This window comes from Microbacterium sp. BE35, assembly GCF_031457705.1.
GTDB lineage: Bacteria > Actinomycetota > Actinomycetes > Actinomycetales > Microbacteriaceae > Microbacterium > Microbacterium trichothecenolyticum.
Map to the genome: position 1 here is coordinate 294,739 of NZ_JAVDXD010000004.1, position 18,690 is coordinate 313,428.

Annotated in this window: 20 protein-coding genes; 2 read left to right on the forward strand and 18 right to left on the reverse strand. The window is 70.1% G+C overall.

Annotated elements, in window-relative coordinates; all coding sequences use genetic code 11:
• Positions 1–50 precede the first annotated feature (50 nt).
• The gene (locus tag J2Y46_RS15235) at positions 51–500 is read right to left on the reverse strand and encodes a hypothetical protein (protein WP_310243379.1); all 450 of its coding nucleotides are present in this window, start codon (positions 498–500) and stop codon (positions 51–53) included.
• Between the two features lie 9 nt (positions 501–509).
• The gene (locus J2Y46_RS15240) at positions 510–1,079 is read right to left on the reverse strand and encodes a GNAT family N-acetyltransferase (RefSeq protein WP_310243381.1); all 570 of its coding nucleotides are present in this window, start codon (positions 1,077–1,079) and stop codon (positions 510–512) included.
• Positions 1,080–1,159: 80 nt separating this feature from the next.
• Here J2Y46_RS15240 and J2Y46_RS15245 point away from each other — a divergent pair, with 80 nt between their 5' ends.
• On the forward strand, positions 1,160–1,636 hold the full coding sequence (locus J2Y46_RS15245) for an NUDIX domain-containing protein (protein ID WP_310243383.1): 477 nt from the start codon (positions 1,160–1,162) through the stop codon (positions 1,634–1,636).
• Between the two features lie 27 nt (positions 1,637–1,663).
• Here J2Y46_RS15245 and J2Y46_RS15250 read toward each other — a convergent pair whose 3' ends face one another.
• The 9 genes from J2Y46_RS15250 to murC form a co-directional block, all read right to left on the reverse strand.
• Complete coding sequence (locus tag J2Y46_RS15250) at positions 1,664–2,584, reverse strand: RluA family pseudouridine synthase (RefSeq protein ID WP_045298947.1); 921 nt, start codon at positions 2,582–2,584, stop codon at positions 1,664–1,666.
• Position 2,585: 1 nt separating this feature from the next.
• Complete coding sequence (gene lspA, locus J2Y46_RS15255; protein WP_396653202.1) at positions 2,586–3,383, reverse strand: signal peptidase II; 798 nt, start codon at positions 3,381–3,383, stop codon at positions 2,586–2,588.
• A gap of 3 nt (positions 3,384–3,386) precedes the next feature.
• Complete coding sequence (locus tag J2Y46_RS15260) at positions 3,387–3,959, reverse strand: DivIVA domain-containing protein (protein WP_045298948.1); 573 nt, start codon at positions 3,957–3,959, stop codon at positions 3,387–3,389.
• 135 nt (positions 3,960–4,094) lie between these two features.
• The gene (locus J2Y46_RS15265; RefSeq protein ID WP_045298949.1) at positions 4,095–4,394 is read right to left on the reverse strand and encodes a YggT family protein; all 300 of its coding nucleotides are present in this window, start codon (positions 4,392–4,394) and stop codon (positions 4,095–4,097) included.
• A gap of 9 nt (positions 4,395–4,403) precedes the next feature.
• Complete coding sequence (locus J2Y46_RS15270) at positions 4,404–4,868, reverse strand: cell division protein SepF (protein ID WP_045298951.1); 465 nt, start codon at positions 4,866–4,868, stop codon at positions 4,404–4,406.
• A 32-nt stretch (positions 4,869–4,900) separates the two neighbouring features.
• On the reverse strand, positions 4,901–5,587 hold the full coding sequence (locus J2Y46_RS15275; protein WP_310243387.1) for a YggS family pyridoxal phosphate-dependent enzyme: 687 nt from the start codon (positions 5,585–5,587) through the stop codon (positions 4,901–4,903).
• Positions 5,588–6,742, reverse strand: a complete 1,155-nt coding sequence (ftsZ, locus tag J2Y46_RS15280) for a cell division protein FtsZ (RefSeq protein ID WP_045298955.1) — start codon at positions 6,740–6,742, stop codon at positions 5,588–5,590.
• A 176-nt stretch (positions 6,743–6,918) separates the two neighbouring features.
• Positions 6,919–7,938: an FtsQ-type POTRA domain-containing protein gene (locus tag J2Y46_RS15285; RefSeq protein WP_310243389.1), complete on the reverse strand. Its 1,020-nt coding sequence runs from the start codon at positions 7,936–7,938 to the stop codon at positions 6,919–6,921.
• 7 nt (positions 7,939–7,945) lie between these two features.
• Positions 7,946–9,370, reverse strand: a complete 1,425-nt coding sequence (murC, locus tag J2Y46_RS15290) for a UDP-N-acetylmuramate--L-alanine ligase (RefSeq protein ID WP_310243391.1) — start codon at positions 9,368–9,370, stop codon at positions 7,946–7,948.
• 174 nt (positions 9,371–9,544) lie between these two features.
• Here murC and J2Y46_RS15295 point away from each other — a divergent pair, with 174 nt between their 5' ends.
• Complete coding sequence (locus J2Y46_RS15295; protein ID WP_045298960.1) at positions 9,545–9,922, forward strand: GntR family transcriptional regulator; 378 nt, start codon at positions 9,545–9,547, stop codon at positions 9,920–9,922.
• Here J2Y46_RS15295 and J2Y46_RS15300 read toward each other — a convergent pair whose 3' ends face one another.
• From J2Y46_RS15300 to J2Y46_RS15330, 7 genes are all read right to left on the reverse strand, one after another.
• Positions 9,923–10,327: a hypothetical protein gene (locus tag J2Y46_RS15300; protein WP_045298962.1), complete on the reverse strand. Its 405-nt coding sequence runs from the start codon at positions 10,325–10,327 to the stop codon at positions 9,923–9,925. It lies immediately after the preceding gene.
• Between the two features lies 1 nt (position 10,328).
• Entirely contained in the window at positions 10,329–11,414 is a 1,086-nt protein-coding gene (locus tag J2Y46_RS15305) for a UDP-N-acetylglucosamine--N-acetylmuramyl-(pentapeptide) pyrophosphoryl-undecaprenol N-acetylglucosamine transferase (RefSeq protein ID WP_310243394.1), read from the reverse strand.
• A gap of 117 nt (positions 11,415–11,531) precedes the next feature.
• Entirely contained in the window at positions 11,532–12,833 is a 1,302-nt protein-coding gene (gene ftsW / locus J2Y46_RS15310; protein ID WP_310243395.1) for a putative lipid II flippase FtsW, read from the reverse strand.
• Positions 12,757–14,337, reverse strand: a complete 1,581-nt coding sequence (gene murD / locus J2Y46_RS15315) for a UDP-N-acetylmuramoyl-L-alanine--D-glutamate ligase (RefSeq protein ID WP_310243572.1) — start codon at positions 14,335–14,337, stop codon at positions 12,757–12,759. The genes ftsW and murD overlap by 77 nt, the downstream gene beginning before the upstream one ends.
• On the reverse strand, positions 14,334–15,446 hold the full coding sequence (gene mraY / locus J2Y46_RS15320) for a phospho-N-acetylmuramoyl-pentapeptide-transferase (protein WP_310243397.1): 1,113 nt from the start codon (positions 15,444–15,446) through the stop codon (positions 14,334–14,336). Before mraY ends, murD begins: the two co-directional genes overlap by 4 nt.
• On the reverse strand, positions 15,443–16,858 hold the full coding sequence (murF, locus tag J2Y46_RS15325; protein ID WP_310243399.1) for a UDP-N-acetylmuramoyl-tripeptide--D-alanyl-D-alanine ligase: 1,416 nt from the start codon (positions 16,856–16,858) through the stop codon (positions 15,443–15,445). The genes mraY and murF overlap by 4 nt, the downstream gene beginning before the upstream one ends.
• Before the next feature lie 26 nt (positions 16,859–16,884).
• Positions 16,885–18,669, reverse strand: a complete 1,785-nt coding sequence (locus J2Y46_RS15330) for a penicillin-binding protein 2 (protein ID WP_045298976.1) — start codon at positions 18,667–18,669, stop codon at positions 16,885–16,887.
• Positions 18,670–18,690: the final 21 nt, after the last annotated feature.

An 18,690-nucleotide genomic window follows, 5' to 3' on the forward strand; every position in this document is an offset into this window, starting at 1 on the left:
TCCTGCCACGAGGTCTCTTCACCCTCGACTCGAGGGTGAAGGTCAGGGTCTCAGAACTCCTCGTCGAGGGCGTACTGGCGCTGCCATGACTCGGGCCGTTCGATCCCGAGGCCGTACAGGTAGCGGATGAGCTGTCCGTGGTGCTGCGTCTCGTGCTCGAGCAGCGCAAGCGCATATGTGAGGGATGCCTCGTCCTCGGCGTCCAGCCCCGCGATCCAGTGATCGACATCCGATGAAGTCTGCGCCAGCGCAGCGCGGAGAGCCGCGGCATCCGTCGTCTCGTCCGCCGTGACCGGGCTCGTGAAACCCTGCCACTCCCCCGCCCGCGCGGCACGCGGGTAACTCTCGCGCGCCCCGAGGACGCACCAGAGCTGATGCCCCACCGTGTCGGACGGGAGGTCCGCCAGGTGCGAGCCCAGCTGCTCCGGCGAGACCGCATCGACGAAGTCGAGGTAGAGGGAGTTCGCACAGGTGAAGCGGCGGCGCAGGAGTTCGTTCACGCGTCCACGCTAGAGCTCGAGGCGCATGAGGACGCGGGGAAACCCCGACAGCACCGACTCTGTGTCGGCGGCCTTCACGAACCCGGCCTTCTCGAACAGGCGGCGCGTGCCGACGTACGCCATCGTCAGATCGACCTTCTCACCGCCGTTGTCGACGGGGTAGCCCTCGAGCACAGGGGCGCCCTGGTCGCGTGCGAACTCGACGGCACCGTCGATGAGAGCGTGCATGACGCCCTTCTTGCGATGCCCCGGCCGCACCCGGAAGCACCAGAGCGACCACACGTCCTGCTCATCGACGTGCGGGATCTTGCGGAACGTCGCGAAGTGCGTCCGCGTGCGCGGCGCCACCGCGGCCCACCCGACGACCTCGTCGCCGTCGTACGCGAGAACGCCGATCGGACCCTCTTCGTCGATGAGCCGGCGCACGCGCTCTCCGCGCTCCGGTCCTTTCAGTGCGAGGTTCTCCTTCGAGGGGATGCGGTAGCTGAGACAGAAGCACACATTGGACACCGGGTTCTTCGGGCCCACCATCGTCGCGACGTCTTCGTAGACCATCGCGGGTCTCACCTCGATCGACATGGCGACACTCTGCCCGAGGCATCCGACATCGTCCAGGCGCAGTTGCGATCGGGACCCGGCGCGCCGCATAGGGTGTGAGCATGCCCACCCCGGACTTCATCCTCGAGCTGCGTGAGAAGGTCGGCACGCACCCGCTGTCCCTGTCGGGCGTGACCGCGGTCGTGATCCGCGACGGCGCGGTGCTGCTGGGCCGTCGCAGCGACAACGGCTGGCTCACGCCGATCACGGGAATCGTCGACCCGGGCGAAGAGCCCGCAGACGCAGCTGTGCGCGAGACGCGCGAGGAGGCCGGCGTCGTCTGCCGCGTCGAGCGACTTGCCTGGGTGCACCGGATCCCGCGCATCGTCTACGGCAACGGCGATCAGGCGGACTACCTCGACCTCACGTTCCGGTGCGCGTGGGTGTCGGGCGAGCCGTACCCCGCCGACGGCGAGATGACCGAAGTCGGGTGGTTCGACCTCCACGCGCTGCCCGCCGAGATCGATGCCGACATGCGTCGGCGGATCGACTCCGCGCTCCTCGGCGACGGGGCCGCGCGCTTCGAGGGCGGACGCTGAGCGCTCGCGCAGCCGGGCACGGCGGGATCAGTCACCGCGCAGCACGCTGAGCGCATGCGCCAGGTCGGCCGGATACTCCGACGTGAACGTCACCCAGTCCCCGGTCGCGGGATGCGCGAACGAGAGCTCGTGGGCATGCAGCCACTGGCGCGTGAGGCCCAGCCGCGCCGACATGGTCGGGTCGGCGCCGTAGAGCGGATCGCCGACGCACGGGTGCCGGTGCGCCGCCATGTGCACGCGGATCTGGTGGGTGCGTCCCGTCTCGAGGTGGATCTCGAGCAGCGAGGCTCCCGGGAACGCCTCGAGCGTCTCGTAGTGCGTGACGGAGTCCTTGCCGTCGGGAGTCACCGCGAACTTCCACGAGTGCGACGGATGCCGTCCGATCGGCGCGTCGATGGTTCCGGCGAGCGGGTCGGGGTGGCCCTGCACGACGGCGTGGTAGATCTTCTCGACCTCGCGCTCCTTGAAGGCGCGCTTGAGCGCGACATACGCCTGCTCGGTCTTGGCGACGACCATGAGGCCGCTCGTGCCGACATCGAGTCGGTGCACGACGCCCTGACGCTCGGCGGCGCCGGTCGTCGCGATGCGGTAGCCGCCGGCGGCGAGGGCGCCGAGCACCGTCGGCCCCTCCCACCCGAGGGAGGGGTGCGCCGCGACACCCGACGGCTTGTCGACCACGACGATGTCGTCGTCGTCGTACACGATGCCGAGGTCGGGCACCTCCACCGGCACGACCCGCGGCTCCTCCTTCGGCGCCCACGACACGTCGAGCCAGGCGCCGCCGCGGAGCTTGTCGGACTTCGCGAGCGTCCGCCCGTCCATCGTCACACCGCCGGCCTCGGCGACCTCGGCCGCGAACGTCCGGGAGAAGCCGAGCATCTTGGCGAGGGCCGCGTCGACGCGGGCGCCGTCGAGTCCGTCGGGGACGGGAAGGCTGCGCGAGTCCACGTCAGAGCTGGGCGCCGGACTCGGGCCGCTTCGGATCGTGGCCGGCCTCGTACTCCTCCGCCTCGCGCTCGGCCTCTTCCTCGACCTCGTGCTGTTCGGCCTCGCTGAGCGGAGGCAGCCCGCGCTCGGCGGCCGGGATGCCCGCGTCCGGGTCGGCGACGGGGAACTCGTCGCCGAAGCCTTCCACGGTGCCGCCGGAGGCGAACTGGTCGCCCTCGGCGCCGAGGAGCGTCTCGTCGTCCTCGCTTCTGTTCTCGTCCTTGCGGCCGTGGTCGCGCGTACCGTCCATGTGAACCCCCACGAGTACCAAGAGTGCGATCGCGATCATGTCGCACACGATGAAGATGTCGGCGACGTTGTAGATCGCCGGGGACATGCCGGGGAAGAACCACATCCACGGCGTGTTGATGAAGTCCACGACGTGCCCGACGCCGAAGCCGGGGTCGCGGAAGAGCCGATCGGTGAGATTGCCCAGGACGCCGCCGAGGAGGAGCCCGAGGGCGACCGCCCAGAGGCGCGAGCGCACGCGCGTCGCGGCGAGCCACGCGATGACCACGGCGACGGCGGCCAGCGCGATCGTGAAGATCCACGTGACCTCCTCACCGAGCGAGAAGGCGGCGCCGGGGTTGCGGGTCAGGTAGAAGCTCAGGAAGTCACCGAGGACCTCGACCGGCTCCTGGTAGGGCAGGTTCTCGAGCGCAAGGTACTTCGCCAACTGGTCGGCGGCCAGCACCAGCACCGCGAGAACCGCGATGATGGTGCCGGCCGCCGCCTGACGAAGGGGTGGTCGGCGCGACAAGGCCTAGAGGCCCAGCGCGGAGACCGGCTGAGCGCCGGACGCCGTCGCCGTGGTCTCGAGGTCGCGCAGCTTGCCCTCGATGTAGCTGCGCAGCTGTGCGCGGTAGTCGCGCTCGAAGTTGCGGAGCTCGGAGATGCGGCCCTCGAGCGTGGTGCGCTCGCGCTCGAGCTTCGAGAGCTCCTCGCGACCGCGCGTCTCGGCCTCGGACACGATCGACGCGGCCTGCGACTTGGCGTCGGAGATGAGCTGGTCGCGCTGCGCGATGCCCTCGGCGACGTGCTCGTCGTGCAGGCGCTGCGCCAGCTCGATGATGCCGGCACTCGCGGCGGGAGCGGCGCCACCGGCGGCGGGGGCGGGCTCGGCGACAGGCGCCGGGGCGGGAGCCGGGGCAGGCGCGGCAGCACCCGACTCATACGCCGCCAGCTTGGCCTTCAGCTCCTCGTTCTCGGTGAGAGCCTTACGCCACTCGACGACGATCTCGTCGAGGAAGTCGTCCACCTCATCCGGGTCGAAACCCTCCTTGAAGCGGACGTGCTGGAACTGCTTGGTGACGACGTCATCGGGGGACAATGCCATGGTGATTCCTCTTTCGAGCGTCTGGTCGCTGGCCGATGTCGGGGCGGCCGCCGGCTGGCGGCCGTTCGTATCAGCAAAGCATAGTCATCGGTTCTGAGAGTGTCGAAGGCGACGACCGGGTCGGAGGGAGTCGGTTCAGCCTGCGAGGGTGCGGGTGATGCTGAGCAGGATGAAGCACAGCAGCATCGTCAGCGCGAACCCGAAGTCGATCGCGATCGCACCCACGCGCAGCGGCGGGATGAAGCGGCGGAACAGCCTGATCGGCGGATCGGTGACGGTGTAGATGATCTCCGCGGCGACGAGACCCGCGCCTCGCGGGCGCCACTCCCGGTTGAAGAACGGGATCCAGTCGAGGACCAGCCGCGAGAGCAACACGAAGACATAGAGCAGCAGCGCGAGGTTGAGGATCGCTGCGATGAGTTGGACGACTGCCACGTAGCCAGATTACGGCTGCGCGAACGGAACCGACTCCGGATCCGCCTGCGCCACCGCTCCGTCGCCCGACACGGCGACGTTCTCGGGCGAGAGCAGGAACACCTTGCTGGTGACGCGCTCGATGCGTCCGTAGAGGCCGAGCGACAGGCCACTCGCGAAGTCGATGAGACGCCGCGCGTCGGCGTCGCTCATCTGCGAGAGGTTGATGATCACGGGGATGCCGTCGCGGAAGTTCTCTGCGATGACCTGGGCATCGCGGTACTGCTTCGGGTGCACCGTAAGGATCTCGTTGATCGCCGCGGGCGCCGGCTGACGCACGACGGCGGGACGGTGGATCGGCGTCACGGGAGCGGCCGGCTTCTCGACGACCTGCTCGGACTTGCGAGCACGCGGCTGAGGGGCCGGCTCTTCGTAGACCTCTTCCTCGTCGGCGAGTCCGAGGTACACCATGGTCTTCTTGAGCGGGTTCGACATCTGATCCTCCGTAGTGCTCATCTGTTCCGAGGCTAGCCGCGTTCTGGTCTGGGTCCGGTGATTGCCGAACCGATGCGTAGGTGTGTCGCGCCGGCCGCGATGGCCTCGGCGAAGTCCGCCGTCATGCCGGCGGAGATCCACTCGGCATCCGGGACGACCGCGCGCACGACGCCCGCGAGGCGGTTCAGCCGCTCGAACGCCGCAGCGGGCGGCTCGTCCAGCGGCGCGACCGCCATCACCCCGCGCACGCGCAGCGAGGGCAGCGCGGCGGTGTGGGCGGCGAGGGCCTCGAGGTCGTCAGGGGCGACGCCGCCACGGCCGGGGTCGTCGGTGAGGTTGACCTGCAGGAGCACGTCGAGGACGGCGTCTCCCGGCTCGGACGCGGCGTCGAGCGCGTCTGCCAGGCGGGAACGGTCCAGCGAATGGACGACGGATGCTGCCGCCCGGATCGCGCGCGCCTTGTTGGTCTGCGCCTGCCCGATGAAGTGCCAGCGCAGACCGGCGAGGGCTCCGACCTCGGCCGCCTTGCGGCTGAACTCCTGCTGCCGGTTCTCCCCCACGTCGCGCACGCCGAGCCCGTACAGCTCCTCGACGAGGGAGGCCGGGTGGAACTTGGTCACGACGATGCGGGTGAGCTCGGACGGATCACGGCGCGCCGCGCGCGCGGCATCCGCGATCCGCTCATCGATCGTCGCGAGACGATCGGCGAGGTCGCCCACTTACTTGAGGAAGTCGGGGATATCGAGGTCGTCGTCGCCGAAGGCGGTGTCGTAGGACGACTCGGTGACGGCGCCGACCGCAACCGGCACCTGCTGGGGCGTCTCGACGACATCGCGGTCCTTCGCGGCCTCGTCGGCGGATGTCACGGGCAGCGCGGGCGTGGAGACGACGCGCGTGGCCGTGATCGGCTCGATGCGGGCCTGCGGCTCGCCGCCGTCGAAGCCCGCCGCGATAACGGTGACGCGCACCTCGTCGCCGAGGGTGTCGTCGATGACCGTGCCGAAGATGATGTTCGCCTCCGGGTGCGCGGCCTCCTTGACCAGCTGCGCTGCGTCGTTGATCTCGAAGATGCCGAGGTTCGAGCCGCCCTGGATCGACAGCAGCACACCGTGCGCGCCTTCGATCGAGGCCTCGAGCAGGGGCGATTCGACGGCGAGCTCGGCGGCCTTGATGGCGCGATCCGCCCCCCGTGCGGAGCCGATGCCCATGAGCGCCGAACCCGCTCCCTGCATGACCGACTTGACGTCGGCGAAGTCGAGGTTGATGAGACCGGGTGTCGTGATGAGGTCGGTGATGCCCTGCACACCGGCGAGGAGCACCTGATCGGCGGTGGCGAACGCCTCGATCATCGAGATGCCGCGGTCGCTGATCTCGAGCAGGCGGTCGTTCGGCACCACGATGAGGGTGTCGACCTCTTCCTTCAGGCGCGCGACGCCCGACTCTGCCTGCTGCTGGCGTCGTCGGCCTTCGAAGGAGAAGGGCTTCGTCACGACACCGATCGTGAGTGCTCCTATCGACTTCGCGATCTTGGCCACGACCGGCGCGCCGCCGGTGCCGGTGCCGCCGCCCTCGCCCGCGGTGACGAAGACCATGTCTGCGCCGCGCAGCGCCTCCTCGATCTCCTCCGCGTGGTCCTCGGCGGCGCGGCGCCCCACCTCGGGGTCGGCACCTGCACCGAGCCCCCGGGTCAGCTCGCGCCCGACATCCAGCTTGACGTCGGCGTCGCTCATGAGCAGCGCCTGGGCGTCGGTGTTGATGGCGATGAACTCGACGCCCCGCAGGCCGAGCTCGATCATGCGGTTGACCGCGTTCACGCCGCCGCCGCCGACGCCGACCACCTTGATGACGGCGAGGTAGTTCTGGTTCTGGCTCATGCCGGCCTCCGTAGCCCTGGACCTGTCGAAACCTTCAACCTCTAGTAGAGGTATAAAGAATTGCCCGGTATGCAATTCCTTTGTCACGAAAGTAGGCCGATGCCGCGCACGAGCTCGGAGCGAGTCGGCGTGTCGCGCCATCTGGTACTCGAAGTCGCGTCGGAGGGGGTTGCGCGTCAGCGGACGACGACGGCGCCCGGCGATGAGACGTCGTACGAGAACACGTCGGCAGGCGGGCGCGCCGCCATGATCTTGTTCAGGGCGAGGGCCTTCTTCGCCGAATCCTCCGCGCTCCCCCACACGACCTGCGTGTTCGTGCCGCCGAGTTCGAGCGTCACGTCGTCGGGGGTGGATGCCGTGACCCCCGTCACCTGCGCACGGATCGCGTCGGGCAGCGAGCGCATCACCTGACCGGCCGCGGCGAACGCGTCGGAGTCCACGCCACCCGTGATCGTGAGCACGGGAGTGCCGGCGCTCGGCGTCGCCGTCGTCGACAGCGCCACGCCCGCCGCGTCGACGAGGGTGTACCCCGCACGCGTCTCGATCAGCCCGATCGGCGTGCGCTCGACGATCCGCACCACCAGCTCGTGCGGCGGTCGCGCCTCGAGGGCGTAGGTCTCGATGAGCGGGAACGCGACGAGCTCGGCCTTGATGGCGCTCTCGTCGACCAGCGGCAGCGGCGTGCCGAGCTGACCGGACAGCGCGGCGCTGACGTCGCCGGCAACGAGCTCCTGCGCACCGACCACAGTGATCTTCTCCACCCCGAACAGCGGACTGTACGCGGCGCCGAGCGTGCCGAGGGCGAGGAGGAGGACGGATGCCGCCGCACCGAACCACACCGCGCGCCGGCGTCGCTGGCGCACGGTGAAGCGGCGGATCTCGGCGCGCAGCGCCTTGCGCCGGGCGTGTGCGGCACTCCACACCTCGCGGAAGCCCACCTGCGCAGCATCCGTTCCCGCGTCGGCCGTCGTGGAATCGGGGGTGGGCTTCGCGTCGCGCAGCGGCGTCGGCGACGCCAGCGGGATGACGGGGGCCGTGGGGTTCTCGTCGGGCGCCGGCTCGTCCCGCCGACGTGCCGCCGGTGCCCGCGTGGCGGCGGACTCCTCGATGGGGCGCTGCGTGCGCGTCGGCGCGGCCTTATCCGCCGTGCCGCGCGAGGCGACCGGCGGCTGCGGCAACGGCGACGGGCGGCGCATGCGGCTGCTACTTCGCCGTGCTCGTCTGACGGGCGGAGTCCTCGTGGGCGAGGGCCTCGAGCACCTGCGGGATGATGAGGTACACGTTGCCGCAGCCGAGGGTGATGACGTAGTCGCCGTCGCGCGCGACCGAGGCCGTGTAGTCCGCGGCCTCCTGCCAGTCGGGGACGTAGTGCACGTGCGACGGGTCTGCGAAGGCCGCGCTCACGAGCTCGCCGGTGACTCCGGGCACGGGGTCCTCCCGGGCGCCGTAGACGTCGAGCATGACGGTGTGGTCGGCGTACCGCTCGAGCACCTCGGCGAACTCGCGGTACATCTCCTGCGTGCGCGAGTAGGTGTGCGGCTGCTGGATCGCGATGAGGCGTCCGTCGCCGACGACCGACCGAGCCGCGGCGAGGGCGGCGGCGACCTCGGTCGGGTGGTGGGCGTAGTCGTCGAAGACGCTGACGCCCCGCTCGACGCCGTGCAGCTCGAAGCGGCGGACGGTGCCGGCGAAGCCCTCGACCGCGCGGACCGCGGGCTCGAGGGCGTGGCCGAGCGTGAGGAGCACGGCGACCGCGCCCGCGGCATTGATCGCATTGTGGGCCCCGGGAACCGGCAGCTGCGCGTCGACGGCGACCCCGTCGTGCGTGATGCGGAACGAGACAGGTCCGTCGGTGACGATGTCGCTCACGCGCACCGTCGCGTCTGCGGCCTCGCCGAAGGTGATGACGTGCGGGTGGCTGAGCTGTGCGGCGACGAGCTGCGCACCCGCGTCGTCGGACGAGATGACGACCGCCTCGCGCGCCTCGTTCGCGAACCGGGCGAACGCGGCGTAGAACGCGTCGCGGGTGCCCCAGTGGTCGAGGTGGTCGGGATCGACGTTCGTGATGAGCGCGATCGACGTGTCGTACAGCAGGAACGTGCCGTCGGACTCGTCGGCCTCGATGACGAAGAGCTCGTCCGAGCCGCTGCCGCTGGACACACCCAGCTGGGCGATGACGCCGCCGTTCACGAAGGTCGGCTGGACGCCCAGGTCGCGGAGGGCGGTGACGATCATGCCGGTCGACGTGGTCTTGCCGTGAGCACCGGCGACCGAGACGAGCCGACGCCCGCCGATCAGCCAGTACAGCGCCTGCGACCGGTGTATGACGTGCAGCCCGCGCTCCTTGGCGAGCACGAACTCGGGGTTCTCGGGCCAGATCGCGCCCGTGTGCACGACGGTGTCGACATCGTCGGCGAGGTTCGACGCGTCGTGCCCGACGTAGACGGTGGCGCCGAGCTCCGCGAGCTCGCGCAGCGCCGTGCTGTCGGCGCGGTCGGATCCCGAGACGCGGATCCCGCGCTCCAGATACATGCGGGCGAGCCCCGACATGCCGGATCCGCCGATTCCGATGAAATGGGCGGCCGTGATGTCGTCGGGAATGGGAAGACTGAGATCGGGTCTGATCATGACCGGTCAAGTCTAAGTTGGCGGGCGGATGCCGCGGCCCCGGCACGCTGGGGCCGCTCGGCGCCGACGCACTGCTTTGTGTTGACACATTGATACAGACGGCGACACAATCGAAGTCATGACCAGCGAGTTCGAGATGTGGTTCGAGGCACTCGCGTCGGGAGGAGCACCCGCATGATCGTCATCGACCCGTCCTCCCCTCTCCCGCCGTTCGAGCAGCTGCGCACGGGGCTCGTCGACGCGGTCGCGTCCGGCGAACTCGCCGCGGGCACGCGGCTGCCCACGGTGCGCCGCCTCGCCGAAGACCTGGGTGTCGCACCGGGCACGGTCGCCCGCGCGTACCGCGAGCTCGAGGCATCCGGAATCATCGAGACCCGCGGCCGCAACGGCACGTTCGTCGCTTTCGACGCCGACCCCGCCCGTCAGCAGCTGCAGCGCGCCGCGGCGGCGTTCGCCGCGCAGGTTCGCGACCTGCATCTCGACGCCGAGGAGGCGCTCGCCGTCGTCACCGCTGCGCTGCGTGCGCCCGGGTCCGCGACCGCGGGAGCCTGATCACAGCCGCGTGCTGGTGCACTCCCCCAGCTGGGTCATCGAGAGGGCGTCGGGGCACTCGTCGAGCCACCAGCCCTCGCCGTAGCGATCCTGCGTCATGTCGGTGTAGATCTCCCACCCGCCGCCAGGGAGCACGCGGTAGTACGCCGTGAACGGGTCGCCCTCCGTGGTCGGTCGGGTCACCGCCAGCTCCGCGCCGGCGACGGAAGCCTCCTCGAGGCACGCGATGTCGCCGGTCGGAACCTCTTCGCCCTGATCGAGCTCGACGGTGCCGCAGGCCGGGAGCTCTTCGCGGCCGAGGAACGCCTGCGGCGTGGGCCCGCCTTTCGGCGCACCCGGGCCGGCCGTGCAACCGCTCAGCGCCAGCGCGCACAGCGCGCTCAGCAGAGCCGCGACGACACGCATCTCAGTCGCGCAGCGCGTCGTCGATCATCGCGACGACGTTCTCGGTTCCGGTGCGGGTGCCGACGGATGCCGCGGCCGCCGCCATCGCCACGCGGCGGGTCTCATCGGCCAGGAGCGGCACGACCTCGGACCGCACGCGATCGCCCGTGAACTCCGCATCCGGGATCAGGATCGCCGCGCCGGCGCGGACCGCAGAGGAGGCGTTCAGCGCCTGCTCGCCGTTGCCCACGGCGTAGGGCACGTAGGCGGTCGGGATGCCCAGTGCGCTGATCTCGCTGACCGTGGCCGAACCGGCGCGCGAGACGATGAAGTCGGCGAGAGCGAACGCGAGGTCCATGCGGTCGACGTAGCGGCGGACGACATAGCCCGGCGCGCCGGGGTCGACGAGCTCGGAGCGCTCGCCGGTGACGTGCAGCAGCTGCCAGCCGGCGTCGAGCACGGCACGCCAGCCCTCGCCGTGCCCTTCGCCGAAGGCGGCGTTCAGGCGCTGGGCGCCGAGCGAGCCGCCGAAGACCAGGAGCACCGGCTTCGCCGGATCGAGTCCGAAGTACGCGGCCGCCTCGTCGCGCAGCGCGGCGCGGTCGAGCGCCACGATCTCCCGACGCAACGGCATCCCCACGACCTTCGAGCGCTTGAGTGGCGTGCCCTCGAAGGCCACGCCGACACCGGCCGCGCGGCGGGCGCCGAGCACGTTCGCGAGGCCCGGGCGGGCATTGGCCTCGTGCACGACGAACGGCACGTTCTCGCGCCGTGCCGCGACGTACGCCGGGGCCGACGCGTAGCCGCCGAAGCCCACGAGCACGTCGACGCCGCGCTGTGCGATGTGTGCGCGCACCTGTGAGATCGCGCGGGGGAAGCGCGCCGGGAACGTGGCGGCCGCCTTGTTCGGGCGGCGCGGGAACGGCACCTTGTCGACGAACAGCAGCTCGTAGCCGCGCTCGGGCACGAGCCGCGCCTCGAGCCCCTCGCGGGTGCCGAGCACGAGCACCTCGGCCTCGGGGTCGCGGGCGCGCAGCGCGTCGGCGACAGCCAGGAGCGGGTTGACGTGTCCGGCGGTGCCGCCGCCGGCAAGAAGGTACGTCGTCACTCCCCGAGCCTATCCGGCCCGGCGCGACGGGTTTGGGGCGCACTCTCTCCGTTGGGGCGCAGTAACTCCGCCCCAACGAAGAAATCGCGCCCCAAACCCGGATCCGAAGCCCTGACGTCAGCGGACGGCGTGGAGCTTCGCGCGCTCTCGCGCCGCGCGCGCCGAGGCGATGGCGGCCTCACGTCGCGCGACGGATGCCGGCAGTGATCGCGCGAACGCCAGCAGCACCCCGCACGCCAGCAGCACCGACAGCAGCGAGGTGCCACCCTGCGACATGAACGGCAGCGGCACGCCGAGCACCGGGAAGACGCGCAGCACGACGCCGATGTTGATCAGCGCCTGCCCGACGATCCACACGGTGATGCCGCCGGCGGCGATGCGCACGAACGGGTCGTCGGTCTTGCGGATGACATGGAAGGCGCCGACGGCGAACAGGGCGAAGAGGGCCAGCACGACGGCGCAGCCGATGAGGCCGAGCTCCTCGCCGACGATCGCGAAGATGTAGTCGTTCGCGGCCGCGGGCAGCCAGTCGTACTTCTCGCGCGAGTTGCCGAGGCCGAGACCGAAGATCCCGCCGCTTGCAAGGCCCCAGATGCCGTGCAGCGGCTGATAGCAGTCGTTGAAGTAGTCGTCGAGGCAGTTCGGGTTGAGGAAGCTCATGAACCGGCGCATGCGGTCCGGGCTCGTCACCGCGAGGAACGCGACCGCGCCCGCCGCGGCGATCGCGGGCAGGACGAAGATGCGCAGCTTCACGCCCGAGAAGAACAGGGCGCCCAGCACGATGAGCACGAGGATCATCGCCGTGCCGAGGTCGTCGCCGGCCAGCACCGTCGCGATCGCGAGGCCTGCCACCGGCACGAGCGGGATGAACACGTGCTGCCACTTCGTGAGCAGCGTGCGCTTGCGGAACAGGACGTATGCCACCCACAGCGCCAGACCGAGCTTCAGGAACTCCGACGGCTGCGCCTGGAAACCCGCGATCGTGATCCAGTTGCGGTTCCCGTCGGCGCCGTGGCCGAGGGGCGTGAACACCAGGAGCTGGAACGCGACGCCGAAGATGAGCGCCGGCCACGCCATCTTCTTCCAGAACGCCACCGGCAGGCGGCTCGCGATGAACATCAACGGGACGCCGATCACCGCGAACACGACCTGCTTGAGCACCATCTCCCACGGAGCCTCACCGGCGGCCGTCGCCGTCGCGGAGGTCGCCGAGAGCACCATCACGAGGCCGAAGACCGTCAGGAGCAGCGTCGTCGAGGCGATGAGCAGGAACTCGCTCGGCACGGGGGCGAACACGCGCCCGAGCGACACGCGAGCGGCGAGGCCGCGTCGCGCGGGCCTGTCAGCCTCGGTCGTCGTCGCCGACGTCGTCGGAGCGGGGCGTGCCGTCCGGGCCCGCGGTGGCTGCGTCGTGGTCACCCGGGTCCTCCGTTCCGATCCGATCCCTCACCGCCGCAGCGAATCTGCGGCCGCGGTCCGCGTACGACGCGAACTGGTCGAAGGATGCGGCAGCGGGAGCGAGAAGAACAACGTCCCCGTCACGCGCCACCCCTGCCGCCAGTTCGACGACCTGCGCCATGACCACTTCAGTCTCATCGGCGTGCACCTCGAACACCGGCACCGTCGGCGCGTGTCGCTCGAACGCGCCGACGACCGCGGCGCGGTCGAGGCCGATCACGATCGCCGCCTTCGCGGTCGCTCCGCGTCCGGCGACGAGCTCGGAGATGTCGACGCCCTTGAGCAACCCCCCGACGACCCACACGGCGCCGGGATACGCCGCGAGCGACGACGCCGCGGCGTGGGGGTTGGTGGCCTTGGAGTCGTCGACCCAGGTGACGCCCTCGTGGCGCGCGACGACCTCGATGCGGTGCGGGTCCAGGCGGAAGCCGCGCAGCGCATCCCGGATCGCCGTGGGCGCGACATCCAGCGACCGTGCGAGCGCTGCCGCGGCCAGGATGTTGGCGACGATGTGCGGCGCCGCGAGCCCGAGGGAGGCGAGCTCCTCGACCGTCGTGAGCTCCAGGGCGCTCTTGTGCCGGTCCTCGAGGAACGCGCGGTCGACGACGATGCCCTCGACGACGCCGAGGTCGCTCGGGCCGGGCACGCCCAGGTCGAAGCCGATGGCGCGGGCGCCCTCGACGACCTCGGCGTCCTCGACCATCGCCTGGGTGGCCGCATCCGCCTTGTTGTAGACGCACGCGACGCGCGTGTTGTCGTACACGTGCGCCTTCGCCGCGCGGTACTCCTCGAACGAGCCGTGCCACTCGAGGTGGTCGTCGGCGAGGTTGAGGCACACGGCCGCGTGCGGCGACAGCGGGTCGGGCGAGTCCTGCAGTCCCAGGTACCAGAGCTGGTGGCTCGACAGCTCGACCACGAGTGCGTCGAAGCCGTCAGGGTCGCGCACCGCGTCGAGCACCGGCGTGCCGATGTTGCCGACGGGAGCTGCGCGCACGCCGCCCGCGACGAGCATGGTCGCCGTCAGCCGCGTGGTGGTGGTCTTGCCGTTGGTGCCGGTGATGAGGATCCAGTCGGCGGGTCTGCCGTCGGCCCTGACCACCTTGTCGCGCACGCGCCACGCGAGCTCGACGTCGCCCCACAGCGCGATGTCGTTCTCGCGCGCCCACGCGATGAGCGGATGCCTCGGCGCGAAGCCGGGCGACGCCACGACGACCTCGGGCGCGAACTCGATGAGCTCGGCGGGAGGCGAATCCAACGAGCCGGTCCACAGGCGTGCGCCGATGACGGGCAGGAGGCGCTCGTACTCCTCGTCGGCCTTCTCGGTCACGACGAGAACGTCGGCGCCGAGCTCGGCGAGGGTGTCGGCGACGGAGAAGCCGGTGACCGACAGGCCGAGCACGGCGACCCGCAGGCCCTTCCAGTCGGCGTTCCAGCTGGTGAGGGCGCGGAGGCGGTCCGAGGTCATGTGCGAGAGAGCCATTCGACGTAGAAGAATCCGACGCCCGACACCGCCAGGAGGCCGGCGATGATCCACATGCGCACGACGATCGTGACCTCCGACCACCCTCGCAGCTCGAGGTGGTGGTGGAACGGGCTCATGAGGAACAGGCGCTTGCCGCGCGTGATCTTGAAGTAGAGGCGCTGCAGGATCACCGAGCCGGGGCCGATGATGAAGACGCCGGCGACCAGCACGGCGAGCAGCTCGGTGCGGGTGAGGATCGCCATCGCGGCGATGACGCCGCCGATGGCCATCGATCCCACGTCCCCCATGAAGACCTTGGCCTTGGGGGCGTTCCACCACAGGAAGCCGACGAGCGCGCCCACGAAGGACGCCGAGATGATCGCGAGGTCGAACGGATCACGCGTCGGGTAGCACGCGGCCTTCGCCGCCGCCGAGAGGGCGTCGCCGCCCCAGCACGCCTGATTGAACTGCCAGAAGGCGATGAGGCTGTAGGCGCCGACGACGAAGATCGCCGCGCCGGCGGCCATGCCGTCGAGGCCGTCGGTCACGTTCGTGCTGTTGGAGAAGGCGACGCCGATGAACGTGATCCACGCGAGGTAAAGGATCCAGCCGATGATGAGCCCGAGCGTCATGAAGCCCAGGGCCGGCACGTCGCGGAACACCGAGATGTACGGCGAGGCGGGGGTCTGGTCGAACTGGTTGGGGAAGTTCAGCGCGACGATGCCGAACGGCACGGTGACCGCGACCTGACCGGCGACCTTGCGCCAGCCGCTCAGGCCCATGAACTTCTGCTGGCGCACCTTCATGTAGTCGTCGATGAAGCCGACGGCGCCGAGCCCGACCATCATCCAGATCACGAGCAGGCCCGAGACGGTCGGCGGGTTGTTGCCGACGTAGCACCCGACCAGGTAGCCGACGATCGTGCCGACGATGAAGATCGTGCCGCCCATCGTGGGCGTGCCGCGCTTGGTCTGGTGGTTGGGGTTGCGGATGTCTTCCGGTGTCCGGATCACCTGGCCCCAGCCCCACTTGCGGAAGAGCCGCAGGAACACGGGAGTGAGGAAGAGGGTGAATGCCAGCGAGATCGCCGCCGCGGTAAGGAGTGATCTCACGAGAACGATTCTCCCAGACGATCGCCGAGGAACCGGAGCCCGGCGGAGTTCGACGACTTCACCAGCACGCGGTCGCCGTCGCGCAGCTCACCCTGCAGATAGTCGAACGCCTCGTCGGCGGTCGAGAAGAAGACGGCCTCGTTGTCCCACGAGCCCTGTGCGACGGCCTCGAGGAACATGCGGCGTGCCGGGTCGCCCACGACGACGATGCGCTGGATGCCGAGTCTCACTGCGAGCAGGCCTACCCGGTCGTGCTCCTCCTCGGCGTACTCGCCGAGCTCGCTCATCGCGCCGAGCACGGCGACGGTGCGCTCATCGGGGCCGGTGATCTGCGCGAGGGTGCGCAGAGCCGCCGCCATCGAGTCGGGGCTGGCGTTGTAGGCGTCGTTGATGATGCGCACGCGCTCCGAGCCGAGGGGCTGCATGCGCCACCGCTCGGCGATCTCGACGGTCTCCAGGCGCGCGACGGCGTCGGCGAGCGAGACCCCGAAGGTCGTCGCGGCGGCGATCGCCGCCAGCGCGTTCATGACATGATGCTCGCCCAGCACCCGCAGGCGCAGCGGCAGCGAGACGCCGTCGGCGGTCACCGTGAACGAGGTTCCGGATGCCGTGACCACGACGTCGTCGGCGCGCACATCCGTGGCGGTGGGACCGCGGCCGAACCAGCGCACGCTCGCGCCCTGCTCGGCGGCGATGGGCGCCATCGCGGCGACGCGCGCGTCGTCGGCGTTGAGCACCGCCACTCCCCCGGCGCTCAACGCGCGCACGAGCTCCGACTTCGCGTGGAAGGTCGCCTCGATCCCGCCGAAGCCGCCCGCGTGCGCCATACCGACCATCAGCACGACGCCGACATCGGGGTCGACGAGTCCCGCGAGGCGGGCGATCTCGCCGGGCGCGCTCGCGCCGAACTCGCTCACGAGGTACTTCGTGGTGCCGGTGACGCGAAGCATCGTGAGGGGCGCGCCGACCTCGTTGTTGAACGACGCCTTCGGCGAGACGGTCTCACCCTCGCCCTCGAGGATCCGGGCGAGCAGGTTCTTCGTCGTCGTCTTGCCGTTCGACCCGGTGATGCCGACGACGCGCAGGTCTCCGGCATCCTTCACCGTCTTCACCACCTCGCGTGCGAGGGCGGCGATCGCCTCGACGACGTCGGGCACGAGGATCTGGGTGACGGATGCCTCGACCCGCCGCTCGACGAGGGCCAGGGCGGCGCCCCTGTCGACGGCCGCGTCGACGAACAGGTGCCCGTCGGTCTCTTCGCCCGGCTTCGCGACGAAGACGCCGCCGGGTTCGATGAGGCGGGAGTCGGTGTCGACGGCCCCCGACACGACGGTGTCGAGGGTGTCGCCGTTCTCGAGGTGCACTTCGCCCGAAACGGCGTGGGCGATCTGGGCGATGCTGAGCGCGATCATGTGGGGAACTCCGGAAGCTCGGGACACTACCCGAACTTGGGCAGCAGCTCCGGCGACGTCGTCGAGGGCATGACGCGGTAGGTCTTGAGAACCTGGGTCATGGCCTTCTGGAACGCGGTCGCGTTGGCCGCAGACGATGTTACCTTCGTCGGCTCGTCGAGGGTGACGACGACGACGTACTGGGGGTCGTCGGCGGGCGCGAAGCCGACCATCGTCGTGTAGTACACGCCGGCCTTGTAGTTGCCCTGGCCGTCGCTCTTCTCACCGGTACCCGTCTTGCCGCCGAGGCGGTAGCCGGGGATGGCGACCGTCTTGGCGTAGGGCGCCTGCAGGAACACGTTCTCGAGCATCTCGCGCATCTGCGCGGAGGTGCCCTCGCTGATGACCCGTTCGGGCTCCGCCACCTCGGGCTCGACGACGGTGCCGTCCGCTTTGGTGCACGACTCGATGATCTGCAGCGGCATCTTCACGCCGCCGTTCACGATCGCGCCGTACGCGCGCGCGAGCTCGGGCATGGTGGTCGTGACGCCCTGGCCGAACGAGGTGTTGAGCGTGGTCTGCGCGCCCCACTGGTCCGCGGGGTAGATGAGGCCCTGGCCCTCACCGGGATACCCCGAGGCCGTGCCGTCGCCGATGCCGAACCTCTTGAAGTAGTCGTAGCGCGTCTGCTTGTCCACCTTCTGGCTGAACTTCGAGATGCCCGCGTTCGAGGAGTCGATGAGCACGCCGGTGAGCGTGTAGGTGTAGGCCGGGTGCTGGAACGAGTCGCGCACGCGCGCGCCCCCGTCGAAGTTCTCGAGGCTGGAGGCGACCACGGTCGAGGTCGGTGTCTGCCCCCCGGCATCGATGACCGTCGCCGCGGTGAGGCCCTTGAAAGTCGATCCGGGTTCGAACCAGTCGGTGAAGATGCTGCTCGTGCGATCCTTCACCGCTGCGGCCTCGAAGTCGTTGGGGTCGACGGTCGGATACTCGGCGGCCGCGCGCACCTTGCCGGTCTTCACCTCGTAGACGAGGATCGCACCGCGCTGCGCGGCCATCGTCTGCGTCTGCTCGGCGATGAGCTGCTGCATGTACCACTGCAGGTCGCGGTCGATCGTCAGCTGCAGCGTGCCGCCGTCCGTCGCGGGCGTCTCCAGCTCGGTGCCCGGGATGACGACGCCGTCCTTGCCCTTCTCGTACGTCCGCGTGCCGTCGGTCGCCGCGAGGCAGGCGTTCTGCGACTGCTCGAGGCTCTCGAGCGGCGTGCCGTCGGAGCCGACGAAGCCGATGAGGTTGCCGGCGACCGCGCCGTCGGGGTACGTGCGCGCAGGGTGCGAGACACACGCGATGTAGGGGGTCTTGAGGTCGGCCAGGGCTCGGAACTGCTCGGTCGACACGCCCTTCTTGAGCACCGCGTACTGCGAGTTGGGATCCTCCGCGAGAGCGGTGCCGACGATCGCACGGACCTCCTCGGGAGTCTGGCCGGTGATCTCGGCCACGTCGTTCGACACGTCCGCCCACAGCCGTTCATCGGAGTCGCCCGAGAGCACCTGCTCGTCGATCTGGGTGATGAGCAGCGGAGACAGCTGGCAGTCGTAGCGAAGGATGCTGCCCGCCAGGGTCTGCCCGTTCGTGTCGACGATCGAGCCGCGCGTGCCGTAGAGCTTCTGCTCTCCGGCGAAGGCGACGTCGAGGGAGTCCTTGATGTGATCGTCGGCGTTCACGACCTGGATGTCGACGAGGCGGACGATGAATCCGGCGAGGACGGCCAGGACGACGGCGAGGGCCACCACGGTGCGGCGGCGGGGACTTCTCGTGCTTCGTGTCGTCATCTGCGTCTCGTGCTCTGCGCC

Coding starts and splice junctions, on each gene's coding strand:
- J2Y46_RS15270 (WP_045298951.1), bottom strand. CDS start 4,868: ATGTCGAACCCGCTCAAGAAGACCATGGTGTACCTCGGACTCGCCGAC.
- murD (WP_310243572.1), bottom strand. CDS start 14,337: ATGACCTCGGACCGCCTCCGCGCCCTCACCAGCTGGAACGCCGACTGG.
- J2Y46_RS15330 (WP_045298976.1), bottom strand. CDS start 18,669: ATGACGACACGAAGCACGAGAAGTCCCCGCCGCCGCACCGTGGTGGCC.
- J2Y46_RS15260 (WP_045298948.1), bottom strand. CDS start 3,959: ATGGCATTGTCCCCCGATGACGTCGTCACCAAGCAGTTCCAGCACGTC.
- ftsZ (WP_045298955.1), bottom strand. CDS start 6,742: ATGAGCCAGAACCAGAACTACCTCGCCGTCATCAAGGTGGTCGGCGTC.
- J2Y46_RS15245 (WP_310243383.1), top strand. CDS start 1,160: ATGCCCACCCCGGACTTCATCCTCGAGCTGCGTGAGAAGGTCGGCACG.
- J2Y46_RS15300 (WP_045298962.1), bottom strand. CDS start 10,327: ATGCGTGTCGTCGCGGCTCTGCTGAGCGCGCTGTGCGCGCTGGCGCTG.
- J2Y46_RS15295 (WP_045298960.1), top strand. CDS start 9,545: ATGATCGTCATCGACCCGTCCTCCCCTCTCCCGCCGTTCGAGCAGCTG.
- murC (WP_310243391.1), bottom strand. CDS start 9,370: ATGATCAGACCCGATCTCAGTCTTCCCATTCCCGACGACATCACGGCC.
- murF (WP_310243399.1), bottom strand. CDS start 16,858: ATGATCGCGCTCAGCATCGCCCAGATCGCCCACGCCGTTTCGGGCGAA.
- J2Y46_RS15285 (WP_310243389.1), bottom strand. CDS start 7,938: ATGCGCCGCCCGTCGCCGTTGCCGCAGCCGCCGGTCGCCTCGCGCGGC.
- J2Y46_RS15240 (WP_310243381.1), bottom strand. CDS start 1,079: ATGTCGATCGAGGTGAGACCCGCGATGGTCTACGAAGACGTCGCGACG.